14 protein-coding genes and 1 tRNA gene are annotated in these 13,572 nt (G+C 72.7%); 9 read left to right on the top strand and 6 right to left on the bottom strand.

What is annotated here, in order from left to right; genetic code table 11:
• Window positions 1-2 precede the first annotated feature (2 nt).
• Genes IE182_RS15160 through IE182_RS15140 form a run of 5 tightly spaced genes read left to right on the top strand, consistent with a single transcriptional unit; the run spans window position 3 to window position 3,309 of the window.
• Window positions 3-179 (top strand): hypothetical protein, encoded by a 177-nt coding sequence (locus IE182_RS15160; protein WP_190110310.1) that lies wholly within the window; start codon window positions 3-5, stop codon window positions 177-179.
• Window positions 176-598 carry an ASCH domain-containing protein gene (locus tag IE182_RS15155; RefSeq protein WP_190110309.1) on the top strand — a complete coding sequence of 141 codons (423 nt, stop codon included), beginning with the start codon at window positions 176-178 and terminating at the stop codon, window positions 596-598. The genes IE182_RS15160 and IE182_RS15155 overlap by 4 nt, the downstream gene beginning before the upstream one ends.
• Window positions 591-1,979: a replication initiator protein RepSA gene (gene repSA, locus IE182_RS15150; RefSeq protein WP_190110308.1), complete on the top strand. Its 1,389-nt coding sequence runs from the start codon at window positions 591-593 to the stop codon at window positions 1,977-1,979. Before IE182_RS15155 ends, repSA begins: the two co-directional genes overlap by 8 nt.
• The gene (locus tag IE182_RS15145) at window positions 1,976-2,164 is read left to right on the top strand and encodes a helix-turn-helix domain-containing protein (RefSeq protein ID WP_190110307.1); all 189 of its coding nucleotides are present in this window, start codon (window positions 1,976-1,978) and stop codon (window positions 2,162-2,164) included. Before repSA ends, IE182_RS15145 begins: the two co-directional genes overlap by 4 nt.
• Window positions 2,164-3,309, top strand: a complete 1,146-nt coding sequence (locus tag IE182_RS15140) for a site-specific integrase (RefSeq protein ID WP_190110306.1) — start codon at window positions 2,164-2,166, stop codon at window positions 3,307-3,309. The genes IE182_RS15145 and IE182_RS15140 overlap by 1 nt, the downstream gene beginning before the upstream one ends.
• Window positions 3,310-3,364: 55 nt before the next feature.
• On the opposite strand, the gene IE182_RS15135 is transcribed toward IE182_RS15140, so the two are convergent.
• Window positions 3,365-3,439, bottom strand: a tRNA-Val gene (locus IE182_RS15135).
• A 244-nt stretch (window positions 3,440-3,683) separates the two neighbouring features.
• On the opposite strand from IE182_RS15135, the gene IE182_RS15130 reads away from it, so the two are divergent.
• The 3 genes from IE182_RS15130 (at window position 3,684) to IE182_RS15120 (ending at window position 6,163) form a co-directional block, all read left to right on the top strand.
• Window positions 3,684-4,463, top strand: coding sequence for a DUF4097 family beta strand repeat-containing protein (locus tag IE182_RS15130; RefSeq protein ID WP_190110305.1), 780 nt, complete (start codon window positions 3,684-3,686; stop codon window positions 4,461-4,463).
• Window positions 4,464-4,537: 74 nt separating this feature from the next.
• Window positions 4,538-5,902 carry a hypothetical protein gene (locus IE182_RS15125; protein WP_190110304.1) on the top strand — a complete coding sequence of 455 codons (1,365 nt, stop codon included), beginning with the start codon at window positions 4,538-4,540 and terminating at the stop codon, window positions 5,900-5,902.
• 48 nt (window positions 5,903-5,950) lie between these two features.
• Window positions 5,951-6,163 (top strand): FmdB family zinc ribbon protein, encoded by a 213-nt coding sequence (locus tag IE182_RS15120; RefSeq protein WP_190110303.1) that lies wholly within the window; start codon window positions 5,951-5,953, stop codon window positions 6,161-6,163.
• Between the two features lie 26 nt (window positions 6,164-6,189).
• Here IE182_RS15120 and IE182_RS15115 read toward each other — a convergent pair whose 3' ends face one another.
• The 4 genes from IE182_RS15115 to IE182_RS15100 form a co-directional block, all read right to left on the bottom strand.
• Window positions 6,190-6,855 (bottom strand): O-methyltransferase, encoded by a 666-nt coding sequence (locus IE182_RS15115; protein ID WP_190110367.1) that lies wholly within the window; start codon window positions 6,853-6,855, stop codon window positions 6,190-6,192.
• Window positions 6,856-6,933: 78 nt separating this feature from the next.
• Window positions 6,934-7,740, bottom strand: a complete 807-nt coding sequence (locus tag IE182_RS15110) for an HAD family hydrolase (RefSeq protein WP_190110302.1) — start codon at window positions 7,738-7,740, stop codon at window positions 6,934-6,936.
• Window positions 7,737-10,319, bottom strand: a complete 2,583-nt coding sequence (locus IE182_RS15105; protein ID WP_190110301.1) for a phosphoribosyltransferase — start codon at window positions 10,317-10,319, stop codon at window positions 7,737-7,739. The genes IE182_RS15110 and IE182_RS15105 overlap by 4 nt, the downstream gene beginning before the upstream one ends.
• A 44-nt stretch (window positions 10,320-10,363) precedes the next feature.
• The gene (locus IE182_RS15100; protein WP_190110300.1) at window positions 10,364-11,551 is read right to left on the bottom strand and encodes an HpcH/HpaI aldolase/citrate lyase family protein; all 1,188 of its coding nucleotides are present in this window, start codon (window positions 11,549-11,551) and stop codon (window positions 10,364-10,366) included.
• 222 nt (window positions 11,552-11,773) lie between these two features.
• On the opposite strand from IE182_RS15100, the gene IE182_RS15095 reads away from it, so the two are divergent.
• On the top strand, window positions 11,774-12,781 hold the full coding sequence (locus tag IE182_RS15095; RefSeq protein ID WP_190110299.1) for a TerD family protein: 1,008 nt from the start codon (window positions 11,774-11,776) through the stop codon (window positions 12,779-12,781).
• 35 nt (window positions 12,782-12,816) lie between these two features.
• Here IE182_RS15095 and IE182_RS15090 read toward each other — a convergent pair whose 3' ends face one another.
• Window positions 12,817-13,560 carry a TerD family protein gene (locus IE182_RS15090; RefSeq protein ID WP_190110298.1) on the bottom strand — a complete coding sequence of 248 codons (744 nt, stop codon included), beginning with the start codon at window positions 13,558-13,560 and terminating at the stop codon, window positions 12,817-12,819.
• Window positions 13,561-13,572 lie beyond the last annotated feature (12 nt).

The raw sequence follows: 13,572 nt of genomic DNA, 5'->3' as shown, positions 1-13,572 counted from the left end.
TGGTGTCTCTCCTCGACTGGCACGACCCCAAGCACTTCGACCACAGCGGCGACAAGCCGTGCGTGTGCTGCGGCAAGCCGACCCCCTTGCGCTCCGACCGCAACAAGCCCGTCCACAAGATCTGCGCCGAGGCATGGCATGACGCCCACCCCCGCGACGAGAAAGGCAGTCAGCAGTGAACACGTCAGTTGTCCGTGCACTCACGGTCTCGCAGCCTTGGGCCAGCGCCATCGCCTACGGCACCCAGCGCGTCATCAACCACCCCGAGCCGACCGACTACCGCGGCCCGCTCCTGGTGCACGCCGGACACCGCACCGACTTCCACGCCTGGCGCACACCCCTGACCCGTCCCTTCCTGCGCCGCCCCCAGCCCACCGGCGCCGTCCTGGCCGTCGCCTGGCTTGAGGACTGCCACCCTGGCGACGGCTACTGCACGCTGTGGTCCCTCCGCGACATGTGGCACTGGCGCCTGAGCACCGTGACCTGCCTCGCCAGCCCCGTGCCCTGGCACAACGACTCGCCCGGCCCGTGGGCTCCGCCGGCGCTCCTGAGGGCCAACCCCCGCATCGTAGAAGCGCTGGAGGCGGCCCGTGCCTGACCTGCTCGATCCGACCACCCTGGGCGACCTGCTCAGGGTGGCCTCGGCCCCCGACTTCGACCGCTGGAAAGAACAGATCCGCCGTACCGGAGGCTGCACGGACCCCATCCACCTGCGCGGCTGGACGGTCACCCAAGACCGCAGTACCGGCAAGGTCCTCCACGCCTACACCACGACCAACGAACCCGGAGGACGGTTACGCATCGCCTGCGGCAACCGCCGGGCCTCCCGCTGCCCCTCCTGCGCCTGGCTCTACGCCGGGGATACCTACCACCTCATCCGCGCCGGACTCGTCGGCGACGACGCCAAGGACATCCCGGCCACCGTCCGCGACCACCCCCGCGTTTTCGTCACCCTCACCGCCCCGTCCTTCGGCCCCGTCCACAATCAGCCCGCCGCCGGCCGCTGCCGCTGCGGCACCCGCCACCGCGACGACGACCCGACCCTCGGCACCCCGCTCGACCCGGACACCTACGACTACGCGGCAGCCGTGATGTTCAACAACCACGCCGGGGAACTGTGGGCCCGCTTCACCCGCCGCCTCCGCCGCGAGATCGCCCTGCGCCTCGGGTTGACCCAGCGCGAGTTCCCCGCTTTCCTGCGGCTCTCCTTCGGCAAGGTCGCCGAGTTCCAGAAGCGCGGCGCCGTCCACTTCCACGCCGTCATCCGCCTCGACGGCCCCCTCGGACCCCTCACCAGCCCGCCCCGCTGGGCAACCCTCGGCCTGCTCACCGACGCGGTCCGCGCCGCCGTCGCTCACCCGTACACCACCGTCAAGGTCCCCCCGGCCGATGATTCCGGCTGCCCCGATGGCTGGGCACTGCGCTGGGGCACCCAGCTCGACATCCGGCCCATCCAAGCCTTCGACACCGGCCACGACATCACCGAACAGGCCGTAGCCTCCTACGTCGCCAAGTACGCGACCAAAGCTGCCGAGACCACCGGCATCCTCGACCGCCGCATCGGCGAGCTCGCCGAACTCGACCACCACCCCGCCCTGCCCGATCACACCCGCCGATTGATCCGTGCCTGTTGGGACCTCGACGAGGCATACCCGGACCGCCGACTAAGGGCCTGGGCTCACATGCTCGGCTTCCGGGGCCACTTCTCCACCAAATCCCGGCAGTACTCCACCACCCTCGGCGCGCTCCGCCAGATCCGCGCCGACTACCGCGCCGCCCAGCAACGTCACGCCCTCGGCCTGCCCGACGACGACCCGGACACGACCCTCGTCCTCGCCGACTGGCAATACGCCGGACACGGCCACACCCCCGGCGAATCCGCCCTCGCTGCCGGAATCGCCGAAGCCATCCGCCTCAATCGAGAAACCGCCCGCGAAGCCTCGTACGACCCACGCACGCCGGAAGGAGCCGCCACATGACCACCGTCCTCCCCGAGCTGCTGACCGTGCCCGAAGTCATGGCCCTACTCCGGCTCGGACGCTCGAAGGTCTACGACCTGATCCGATCCCGCCGCCTGGCCTCGATCAAGGTCGACGGCGCTCGTCGTATCCCCACCGACGCGGTACGGGCCTTCATCCTCAACCAGATTGAGGAAGGAGCCTGATGGCCTCTCAGCGCAAGCGGAACCCAAACGGTGCGGGAACGATCACCAAACGCAAAGACGGCAGATATCAAGCGGCCGTCTACGTGCTCCAGCCGGACGGAACCCGTGCTCGAAAGTTCGCCTACGGCAAGACCTGGGCAGACTGCGATGCCAAGCGTCGTGAGCTGCTCGACAAGGTGGACAACGGCGTGCCGGTGCCCACGCGGTCGGCGAAGTTGTGCGAGTGGCTGCCGTACTGGCTGGACAACATCATCAAGCCCCGCCGGAAGCCGACGACCTACGCGAAGTACGAGATGCATGTGCGCCTGTACCTGGTCCCTCGGCTGGGAAAGAAGACCCTGGAGAAGCTCAGCGCGCGAGATGTCAGAAGGGCTCTCAAAGAGATCACCGGAGCCGCGACCGCTGCGACCGCGCGAGAGTCGCACCGCGTGCTTCGCTCGGCTCTATCGTCAGCGTGCCGCGAGGAACTGATCACACGGAATGTGGTCAAGCTGGTCGAAGCGCCGACGGTAAGTCCCTACGAAGGACGGGTCTGGACGCTGGAGCAGACGGCGGATTTCATCCTGACCGCCCGCCGGGATCCGCTCTACGCAGCGTTCATGCTGGCCATCGGCCTGGGGCTACGGCGCGGGGAGCTTGTCGGCCTTCGGTGGCAGGACGTCGACTTCGAGAACCGGACGCTGCAAGTGGTGAAGCAACGTCAGCGAGTCATGGGCGAGAACTACGAGGACGACACCAAGAACCGGCGCAAACGCACACTCCCGCTCCCAGTGCTGTGCGTCGCTCCTCTGCGGTGGCAGCGCCTACGGCAAGAGGCCATGCGGGCCAAAGCTGGGGCAGCCTGGCATGAGACGGATCTAGTGTTCACCACTCGCACCGGTCGACCGATTGAGGGCAGCAACGTCCTGCGATCGTTCTACCGGCTCACCGACGAGGCCGGCCTTCCCCGCATCCGCGTTCATGACGCCCGACACGGCGCCGCCACCCTGCTCGCCATCGGCAACGTGCACCCGCGAGTAGCGATGGAGATCCTCGGACACAGCAAGATCAGCGTGACTATGGACATCTACACCCACGTGCCGGATGAGCTGAAGCGCGACGCCATCGCACACATGGACCGGATGCTCGGGCGTCGCCCTCGTTGATGTCATCTGTAGATGTCAAAAGCCCCCAGCAGTAATCGGCTGGGGGCCTTCGCGCTGGTGGGCACAGACGGATTTGAACCGCCGACATCCGCTTTGTAAGAGCGGCGCTCTACCGCTGAGCTATGCGCCCTGGAAGGAAAGGACAGCGTACCTTGCCCCACCCTGGTCCTCGCAAACCCGGGGCGGGAGGCCGGGCGGAGGCCGGGGCGGGAGGCCGGGCGCGGACCGGGGGACGTCCGGGGGTGGGGTTAACCCCACCCCCGAACCGGTAGCAGGTGGGATACCGCCGTGATCACGGCGACCCTAGGCTCGGGGAGCGGCTTCCCGCACCGCGCTCGTCGGGCGCGCTTCCACCCCCCGAAACGGAGATCCCCATGGTCGCCCGCGCCTCCCGCGTCGTCCGCATCCCGGCCCTCGTCGCCGGGACCCTGATCGCCGGGGCCACGCTGACCGGGTGCGGCACGGCCGACGTGGACGACGCGACGCCCGAGAGCAAGTCGTTCACGATCGGCGGGCGCGAGCTCGTCGTGGACTCGGACAACTCCCGCATCGAGCTCGTGCCCGCGGCCGGCGAGGGCAAGGAGATCAAGGTCACCCGGTGGTTCGACGGGTGGACGATCGGCGGCTCGGCGGGGACGACCTGGGAGATGAAGGAGGACGGGAAGACGCTCAGGCTGCGGATGAAGTGCGACGGCATCAGCGCCGACTGCGAGGCCAAGCACCGCATCGAGGTGCCGCGCGGCGTCACCGTCACCGTCGACGACACCAACGGCTCCGTCTCGGCACGCGGCTTCGAGACGGGCATGAAGGTCACCTCGACCAACGGGGCGATCGACGTCCGGGGCTCCAAGGGACCGCTGGAGCTGCGCTCGACGAACGGCGGGATCGACGTGCGGGACGTCGCCTCGCGCTCGGTCTCCGCCACCAGCACGAACGGTGCCGTGCGCCTCGGCCTGACCTCCGTGCCCGAGACCGTCACCACCCGCACCACCAACGGCGCCATCCGCATCGACCTGCCCCGCGCCCCCTACAAGGTCGACGCCGACTCCCAGAACGGCAAGGTCAGCGTGGACGTCCCCCGCGACAGCGCCGCCCGTCCCGCCGTGGCCGCGCGCAGCAACAACGGCGCCATCGACGTGCGGAGCACCGGCTGACCGCCCTGTGTGTTCGCCCGCGCCGGGTGGGAGAATGACACCCGGGCCTGGGGCGATCCATCGGGAGAGGGCAAGTGACGGGGACCTTCGCACGTACGGTGACGGCTGCGGCCCGCGAGACCCTCGCGCTCGTCCTGCTGCCCCTTCCCCTCCTCGCCGCCGCCGCGGCCGCCGCGCCCGCCGCCTTCACCGGGGGTGGCACCCGCCGCTGGGGCTGGGGGCGCGGGGAGAGCCAGCGGGCCGGGGCCCAGGCCGCGAAGGACGCCGCCGCCGCGGCCTTCTACGAGCTGGACACCGCCCAGCGCGAGCTGCGGATCTCCATCGAGACGATCACCGCCGTCGACTCCTCCCCCGCCGCCCGCAAGGCGGCCGCCGACTTCGAGACCTTCGGGCGCCGCATAGACGAGGTCTCCGCCGCCTACATCACGGCCGTCGACGCCCACGACCTCGACCGCGACGACCTGGAGTCCTCCGCCGCCCAGCGGGCCCGCACCGACCTGGCGAAGGCCAAGGACGAGCTCGTCCGCGCCAAGGCCGACCTCGACCGCTTCGGGCAGGGCCTCGCCCCCCTGCTGACCCGGGCCGAGAACCAGCTGACCCAGGTCGCCCCGGCCGTCGAGCGGGCCCGCCAGGGCCTGCTCGCCGCCAGCGACGCCCTGGACGCCGCCCGGGCGACCGGGCTCGGGGCCGACGACCTGGCCGCGCGGCTCGCCGCGCTCGCCCCCGAGCTGACCAAGCTCAACCAGGGCGCGGGGCAGCACGGCGTCCAGGAGACCGTGCTGCGCGCCGAGCGGGTACAGCGGGAGGCCGAGGCGATCCGGCACGACGCCGAGCAGCTGCCCCAGCGGGCGGCGGAGATCGACAAGCGGCTCGTCTCGCTGCGCACCCGCGCCCAGGCGCTGACCACCCGCGCGGCGGGCGTCGCCCCCGTCCTCAGCGAGCTGCGCCGCCGCTACAGCGCCGCCTGCTGGCAGGACCTCCAGCAGATCCCGGAGGAGACCGGGCACGCGGTCGCCCAGGCCGAGCAGCGGCTGGCCGAGGCCCGGGCGGCGCGGGACGCACAGCGCTGGGCCGACGCCACGTCGCTGCTGAGCACCGTGCGGGCGCTGCTGAACACCGCCGACGAGGGCGTCACCGCCGCCGGGGACCGGCTGCGGCGGCTGGACGAGGTGGCCTTCGACCACCAGAAGGAGGTCGAGCGGACCCGCTTCGCCCTCCGCGACGCCCAGCGGCTGGCGATGGCCGGGCGCAGCACGCCCGACCCGCGGCACGCCGGGCCGCTCGACGAGGCGGTGGCCCGTCTGGAGCGGGCGGTCGGGGGGCTGGAGGGACGCCACCCCGACTGGTGGCACTTCCTGACCGAGACCGAGGCCGTGCGGCAGTCGGCGGCCCGGGTGGTGCAGGAGATCCGTACGGAGCGCGGTGCGGGCCAGGGCTGACGCGTGCAGCCCGGGGCCGGCGCGCGGGCGGATTTGTATGCTGCGCGTATGCCTCGTTACGAATACCGCTGCAAGACCTGCGGCGACACCTTCGAGCTGAACCGGCCCATGGCCGAGTCCTCGGCCCCGGCCGTCTGCCCCGAGGGCCACGGCGACACCGTGAAGCTGCTGTCGACCGTCGCCGTGACCGGTGCCGCCGCCGCGGCCCCGCGGCCGGCCGCCGGCGGCGGCGGATGCTGCGGGGGCGGCTGCTGCGGCTGAGGCCGCGGCCGCACCTGCACCGGGGGTCAGTCCACCCGGCGCGCCAGGGTGATGCCGTCCGCGACCGTCAGCATGACCGACTCCATGCGCCGGTCCGCGGCCACGTGCTCGTTGAACGCCCGGATGTGCACGGCCAGGCCCTCGGTGACGGCCGGGTCGGAGACCTGGCCGCCGAACAGGACGTTGTCGGCCACCAGCAGCCCGCCCGGGCGCAGCCGGGGCACGATCTCCTCCCAGTAGTCGATGTAGCCGTCCTTGTTGGCGTCGACGAAGGCCAGGTCGATGTGCGGCTCGGCGGGCAGGGCGCGCAGCGTCTCGATCGCCGGGGCGATCCGCAGGTCGATCCTGTCGGCGACGCCCGCCTTGGCCCACGCCTCGCGGGCGTGGGCCGTCCACTCCTCGGAGACGTCCAGCGTGAGCAGCCTGCCGCCGTCGGCCAGCGCCTGGGCCATGGCCAGGGCGGACAGCCCCGTGAACGTCCCGACCTCCACCACCTGCCGCGCGCCGGTGAGCCGGACGAGGAAGGCCAGCAGCGAAGCCTGCTCCCGGGCCACCTGCTTGATCGCGTCGTCGGGGAAACGGGCGTGGGTGGACTCGACGAGCGCCTGCTGCACGGGGTCGAGCGCGGGGTTGTGGGCCAGTACGTACGCGTACAGCTCGGGCGTGAGCGGGAGGTTCTTCGTCTCGGGCACGGTCTGGGGCACGGTCTCGGGCACGTGATCTCCTCGTTGAGGGCAACGGAGTTGAACCGGTGACGCAGCCCTTCGAGACTAGCCCTCCGAGAACGCCCGCACGATCTCCTCGCCGGCCGCCACGCCCCGCACCGCCAGCGCGGTCACGTGCGGTGCCGTCCAGCCGGCGTCGGCCAGCTCCCCGTGGCCCGGCCGCCAGGCGCGGTCGGCGGCCAGCAGCAGGTCGGCGTCGAGCAGCGAGTCGCCGGCGGCGAGCACCCGGGGCGCACCCGTGCGGCGCGCGACCTCCGCCACGGCCGCGCTCTTGGTGAGCGGCCGCGGCACGGCGTAGACCTTGCGGCCCTGCAGCGACACCGTCCAGCCGCGGTCCCCGGCCCAGACCGCCAGCTCCTTGACCCACTCGGCGGGCAGCAGGTCCCGGTCGACGACGAGGTAGGCGAAGAGGTCCGCCGCCGTACGGGCCTTGAGCAGCCAGGCCGGGTCGGCGGTGCGCAGCAGGCGCTCGTGGACCTCCTCCAGCGTGGCGCACTCGGCGGCCAGCGTGCGGTGCACCTGCGCCCGCCAGCCGGGGTCGGGTTCGCCGCGCACGAGCAGCTCCCCGCCGTTGGCGCAGATCGCGAACTCGGGGGCGGGGCCGGGCAGATGGATGCGTTCGTACTGCTCGCGGGTGCGGGTCGTCGTGGGGACGAACGTGACGGTGCGGGCCAGCTCGCCGAGGAGCGCGGCGGCGGTCTCCGTCATGTACGAGAGCGGCTTCTGCTCGTACGTCTCCACGCAGAGCAGGCGCGGCGCCCGCTCGTCCGGCATGGACAGGGACAGCGCGGCCGTGGAGTAGATGAGGGTGCGGTCGAGGTCGCTGGCGACGAGGGTGCGTGCGGTGGTCACTGTGCGGCCACCGCCGTGCCGTCGGCGCCGGTGGCGCCGCGGGTGTAGCGGGGGTGGATCAGGCCCACACAGCTGTACGGCAGGCCCTCCACCTCCTCCACCGGAACGCCGCGCTGTGCGGCCAGCAGCCGCACGTGGTCGAGGTCGGCCCCGGCGCCCCGCTTGGCGAGGATCTTCCAGGGGACGCGGCGCAGCAGGACGCGCGTGGTCTCGCCGACGCCCGGCTTGACGAGGTTGACGTCGTGGATGCCGTACTCCTCGCTGATGCGCTCGACCGCGGCCCAGCCGGCCCAGGTGGGGGTGCGGTCCGAGGCGGCCATCTCCTTGGCGTCGAGGGCCGCGTCCTCCCGGACCTCGGCGAAGCGGGCCGTGACGGCGTCGAGGAAGGAGCGCGAGACGTCGGCACCGGCCAGCTCGCGGTAGAACTTCGCGCCGTGGAAGTCGTGCGGACCGACGAGGTCGGCCCGCAGGACCGTGCGGGAGACGAGGCCGGAGACGGTGGAGTTGAGGCAGGCGGACGGGATGAGGAAGTCGTCGCGGGTGCCGTAGGTCTCCACGCAGTGGCCGGGGTCGGCGAGCACCGCGAGGCGCGGGTCGAAGCCGGGGCCCCCGTGCTCGTCCTCGTGGGCCCGCAGGGCGTCGGCGAGTTCGCGGGTGATGGCGCCCTTGCCCGTCCAGCCGTCGACGAAGACGACGTCGGCGGGGTCGTGGTGGGCGGCCAGCCAGCGCAGGGCGTTGGGGTCGATGCCACGGCCGCGCACGATGGAGACGGCGTAGTGCGGCAGGTCCAGGCCGTGGACGTGGCGCGCCCAGCGGCGCATCAGCACGCCGACCGGGGTGCCGGCGCGGGCCAGCGACACCAGGACCGGGCGGGGCGTCCGTTCGGCCAGCACGGCCTCGGTGACGGCGCCGACGGCCCGGGCGACGCGGGCCGCGGAGGCGTCGAGGGCGGAGTGGAAGAGCGCCTGGTAGTCGTCGCTGGGCTGGTACTCGACCGGCAGCGACTCCGCGTAGTGCGCACCGCCGCTCTGGATGGCCTCCTCGCGCTCCTCGGTGGGGGCTTCGAGCTCCACTCCGGAGAGGTCCTGCAGCAGCCAGCCGACCTCCTCCGGCTCGTACGAGGAGAACGCGGGGCCGCGGAGCGGTTCGGGCATGGAGACTGCCGCCTGTCGGTCGGGGGTGCGGTGGCCGGGGACGTAGGAGGGGATGACGGCGAGCAGCACGTGCCCGGTGTGCTCGGCCAGCCGGTCGAGCAGGCCGCCGGGGGCGTGCAGGGCGGGGGTGTCGCCGGCGGAGTCGACGACGGCGACGATCGCGTCGAAGCCGGGGCCGCCGTCGGCGGCGGCGACGTTGTAGGCGTAGCGCTCGCCGGGGCCGTCGGAGGGGGCGTCGTGCGCCGGGAAGGCGATCCGGGAGCGGATCGCGTAGCCGGGGTCGTCGACGGGCAGGACGGGGGAACGGGTGGTGGTGGAGAACCGGACGTCGACGCCCGCGCCCAGCCGGTCCTCCAGCGCCTGTGCGAGGCGCAGGGGCGCGTACATCAGCTCTTCGTTGCCGAGGACGAGGATGCGCGAGGCGCCCTGGGGGAGGGCTTCGCGGACGCGGGCCGCCATGGCGGGCAGGGCCGCCTCCAGGCGGGCCCGGTGAGCGGGCGTGAAGCCGTGCCGGCCGCCGTCGGGAAGGCGGCCGGGCCAGCGGAGGTTCACACGGTCCGGCACCGCCGGGCCGCACGCGTGTGGCGGAACGCCGTCGCGGCGGGAGACAGGCCCCTGACCCGCCCCTTCCCGCAACCGGGGCTCCCCCCCGCCGCAGCGGCAACCAGCCCCTGCCGGGGCGACCGGCGGTGCCGAGACGGCCTCCGCCTCGTACTGCGCGACCAGCTCGCGCCCCCGCTCCAGCACGCCCTCCGGCAGCGCCACCGTCCCCGTGGCCAGCGCCACGAGGTCCACGCGCGCGCCGAGCTCCGCCGCGAACTCGTCCAGCCGCGCGCGGTCCCGCGCGCTGCGCATGTCGACCAGCGCCACGACCACGTACCGCTCGCGCGGGAAACGGGCGTGGAGGGCGGCGACGGTGTTCAGGACCGTACGGCCCGTGGAGAACTCGTCGTCGACGAGGACGAGCGGGCCGTCGCCGGCCAGGAGGTCCGGGTCCTCCGGCAGCAGCAGGTGCGACGTGGCGTGGCTGTGCTCCTCCTCGAAGCCGCCCACCGGCGCGACGCCCGGCACCTCGCGGCGCGTGGAGTGCAGGTACGGCGCGAGGCCGAGGCCGTCCGCCACCGCGTGGCCCAGGCCCGTGGCCGTTTCGGCGTAGCCGAGGACCACCGCACGCGCGGCGGCCGCGTCCCCGAGCAGGGCCCGCACGCGGCGGCCGAGGCCCGCGCCGGCCTCGTACACGACCGAGGGCCGCTGCGGCACGTGCTTGCCCAGCACGTTGGACACCAGCAGATGGGCCCGCTTCGGATTGCGCCGCAGCGCCAGGCCCAGCAGCTCCGGCAGCCGGGGGTCGCCCTCCAGCCCGGCGCCGAGCCGTTCCGCGACCCACTGCCCCGACCACACCACGTCAGTTGTTCCCTTGCTCATACATCCGCTCGTACGTCCGCTCATGCGCCCGCTCCTGCGCCCGCTCACACGTCCTGCAGTCCCGCGGACAGCAGCTCCACGAAGCTCACGTCCTCGCGCGCGACGCCGAACACCTCGGCGCGCAGCATGGTCCGCTCGGCCCAGGCACGGTGCGGCTTCACTTCGTTCATCTTGTTCGTATAGGCGGAGCGCAACACTCCACCACCGTCGCGTTCCGGCCGCAGGATGTCCTCGGCGTCGCTGAACTCCTCGTGGCTGACCACGGACAGCGCGTGCACGGGCGCGACGTGCGAGGGGTGGATGCAGGTCTTGCCCTGCAGGCCGTTGGCCCGGTCGAGCTGGATCTCGCGCAGGAGGCCGTCCATGTCGTGCTCGATGAGCGCGGTGCGCAGGGCCTCGGCGGGACCGGCGAAGGGGCTGCGGCGCAGCTGGGGCTTGAACATCCGCTCGGGCTGCGGGAAGTACTCCCAGACCGGCCCGGTGACGGTGAAGCCGCTGCCGTCGGCACGGCCGAGGACGTTGACGACGTCGGCGATGACGGAGGCGACGATCTTGACGTCGTAGGCGGTCATGTCGGGTGCCCGGCGCAGCCCGTAGGCGGAGCAGAAATCGGTCACTCCGAGTCGTAGGGCCAGCACGCGGTCGCGGTACTTGTCGACGGCCCGGGCGATGCCGGCGAGGGTCTCGGTGCGGGTCTCCAGGTGGAGCAATTGGGGTGATTCAAGGACAGGCATGGCGAACAGCCGCCGTCCGCAGGCGATTTCCGCCTCGGCGAGGGCTTCGAGGAACGGCAGCCCGCGCTCCTCCGTGAACTTCGGCAGGACGAACCCGGACAGCAGCCGCCCGGCGGGGCCGAGCCGCCGCACGAGGTCGGTGATCTGCGCGGGCTCGCGGACCCGGATGAACAGCAGGGGCAGCCCGCCACCGCCTTCCGCGGCCGCGGCCGCCTCGCCGGCGGCCAGCTCGGCGAACTGCCGCACCAGGTTCTCCTCGGCGGCCACGACGTCGGCGTCGCCGATGGAGTCCTCCAGGCACAGCACCATGGAGACCACGCCGCGCCGGGCCTGCTTGCGGACGTCCTGGGCGAGGGTGGCCCGGGTGCCGGGGCTGTAGAGGGTGGCGCCGAGGGCGACGGCGAGCGTGCGGGCCGGGGAGCCGGCGTCGAACTCGCCCGGCTCCTTGTGGAACAGCCCACTCCGCACCGCAGGCGCAAGGTGTCCGAAATGCCTCATTGCTCTCCCCGAATGCCACGGCCTGGGCGCCTCGCCTCCGGCCGGGCCGGCACGGAAGTGTGGCCGATTATCGTACGTCCGGGGGTGGGTCAAGAGTTCCCCAAGTCCGTTAAAAGCCCATGACCTGCATGGATCCATCCGGTAAGCGCCGGCGTACCGCCCGGGTACCTCCCCACCCCCCTGCGTTGTCCGCGGGCGGCACGGGAAGGCAGGATTGCGGGCATGACGCACGCGATGCTGAAGGGGTCGAACATCCCGCTGGACACCCCGACCGTGCGGGCCGTACTGCGCTGGACTCCCGGCCCGGGCGTCCCGGACGTGGACGCCTCCGCCCTCCTGCTGGGCGAGGACGGCCGCGTGCGCTCGGACGAGGACTTCGTCTTCTACAACCAGCCCCGGCACCCCTCCGGCCTGGTCCGGCACCTGCCTAAGAAGCGCCTGGTCGAGGGGGCGACGGACTCGGTCGAGGCCGACCTGTCGGCGCTGGACGCCTCCGTGTCCCGCGTCGTGCTCGCCGCCTCCGCCGACGGCGGCCCCTTCGGGCTCGTCCGGGACCTGTGCGTGCTGCTGTACGACACGGCGCACGGCGGTGCCGGGACGACGACCGACGTCGCCCCCGTCGCGCGCTTCGACGTGCGGGCGGAGACGGGCGACGAGACGGCCATGCTCTGCGGCGAGCTCTACCGGCGTGGGGACGGCTGGAAGTTCCGCGCGCTCGGGCAGGGCTACGCCTCCGGCCTGCTGGGGCTGGCCACGGAGTTCGGCATCTCGGTCGACGAGTCCGAGGAGGCGGCCGGTGCCGCCGGACCGCAGGCGGCCGACGCCGCCGAGCCGACGACCGCCCCGGAGGCGGCGCCCGAGGCCGTGACGACGGCGACGCCCGCACCGGCTCCGGGCCGCTCGCCCGCACCGGCTCCCGCGCCGCAGCCCGCGTCCGGCTACGGCTACCCGCCGCCGCCCACCACGCCGCCCGTCGTCCCGCCGCCCTCGCAGTCCGTTCCCCTGCCCGGCCCCACGCCGCAGACGCCCCCGCCGTCCTACGGCTATCCGCCGCAGTACCCGCCGGCACCGGCCGCCCAGCCGTCCTACGGCTACCCGCAGCAGCACCAGACGCCGCAGTCGCCGCAGCCCTCCTACGGCTACCCGCCGCAGCAGCCCGTGCCCGACCCGGCCTTCCGGCTGCCGCCCCAGGGCCCGCAGTTCCAGCCGCAGTTCCAGCCGGGCCGCTGACGCCGGGGCCGCCCCCGCACCGGGCGGCCCCGCGCTCACACCTTGCTCTTGTACCCCCGCCCCCACTGCAACCCCCAGCCGTAGAGCCGGTCCAGCTCGGACTGGAAGCCGTAGACGTACTTCATCTCGCGGCGCACGATGATCTCGCCCTTGACGTTCTCGATGAGCACCACCGCACACGAGCGGGCCTCCGGCGCCCGCTCGTGGAGCGCGACCTCCAGGCGCGGCCCGTTGCCCGGGTAGAGGGTCACCAGCGCGTGCGTACGGTCGAACGCGGGGGTGCCGTCGTAGATGTAGACGAAGACCAGCAGCCGCTTGAACTCGTCCCGGTGGTCCATGTTGATGTAGATCGTCTCGCCCGACCCCGACCCGAAGCGGTCGTCGCCGCTGAGCTGAACATACGGCGGGGCGTTGACGCTGCCCAGTATGTTCCCGAGCGGCTGCACTACGCCCTTGGAACCGTCCTGCAGCTCGTACATACAGGCGAGGTCGAGGTCGACGTTGACCATGGCGGGTCCCTGCGCCTGCACGACCTGCGGGGTGAACTTGCGCAGCGGATGGCGCAGCCCGGCGCCGAACGAGGGGCGCTCGTTGAAGTCCGAGGTCCGCATGCGCCAGGACAGGTTGACGCGCAGGTTGCCGGTGACCGCACCCTGTTTGGTCAGCGAAAACGTGGGACGGCGCTTGGTCAGTTCGACCGCGCCGTTGGTGCCGCTGCCGTCGAATTGGCGCGCGGCGGCGCTCCCCCAATTCCCGAAGAGCTTCTCCCATATCGCCATTGCCGTAACCCC

It is taken from the genome of Streptomyces cinnamoneus (assembly GCF_014650495.1).
Taxonomy (GTDB): Bacteria; Actinomycetota; Actinomycetes; order Streptomycetales; family Streptomycetaceae; genus Streptomyces; species Streptomyces cinnamoneus.
The sequence above is the reverse complement of the archived record's forward strand: the minus strand, read 5'-3'. Positions and strand labels throughout refer to the sequence as shown.

Excerpts from the sequence above, each read along its gene's own strand:
- IE182_RS15120 (WP_190110303.1), top strand. The coding sequence starts at position 5,951 with ATGCCTCGTTACGAATACCGCTGCAAGACCTGCGGCGACACCTTCGAG.
- IE182_RS15100 (WP_190110300.1), bottom strand. The coding sequence starts at position 11,551 with ATGAGGCATTTCGGACACCTTGCGCCTGCGGTGCGGAGTGGGCTGTTC.
- IE182_RS15145 (WP_190110307.1), top strand. The coding sequence starts at position 1,976 with ATGACCACCGTCCTCCCCGAGCTGCTGACCGTGCCCGAAGTCATGGCC.
- IE182_RS15090 (WP_190110298.1), bottom strand. The coding sequence starts at position 13,560 with ATGGCGATATGGGAGAAGCTCTTCGGGAATTGGGGGAGCGCCGCCGCG.
- IE182_RS15130 (WP_190110305.1), top strand. The coding sequence starts at position 3,684 with ATGGTCGCCCGCGCCTCCCGCGTCGTCCGCATCCCGGCCCTCGTCGCC.
- IE182_RS15105 (WP_190110301.1), bottom strand. The coding sequence starts at position 10,319 with ATGAGCAAGGGAACAACTGACGTGGTGTGGTCGGGGCAGTGGGTCGCG.
- IE182_RS15095 (WP_190110299.1), top strand. The coding sequence starts at position 11,774 with ATGACGCACGCGATGCTGAAGGGGTCGAACATCCCGCTGGACACCCCG.
- IE182_RS15140 (WP_190110306.1), top strand. The coding sequence starts at position 2,164 with ATGGCCTCTCAGCGCAAGCGGAACCCAAACGGTGCGGGAACGATCACC.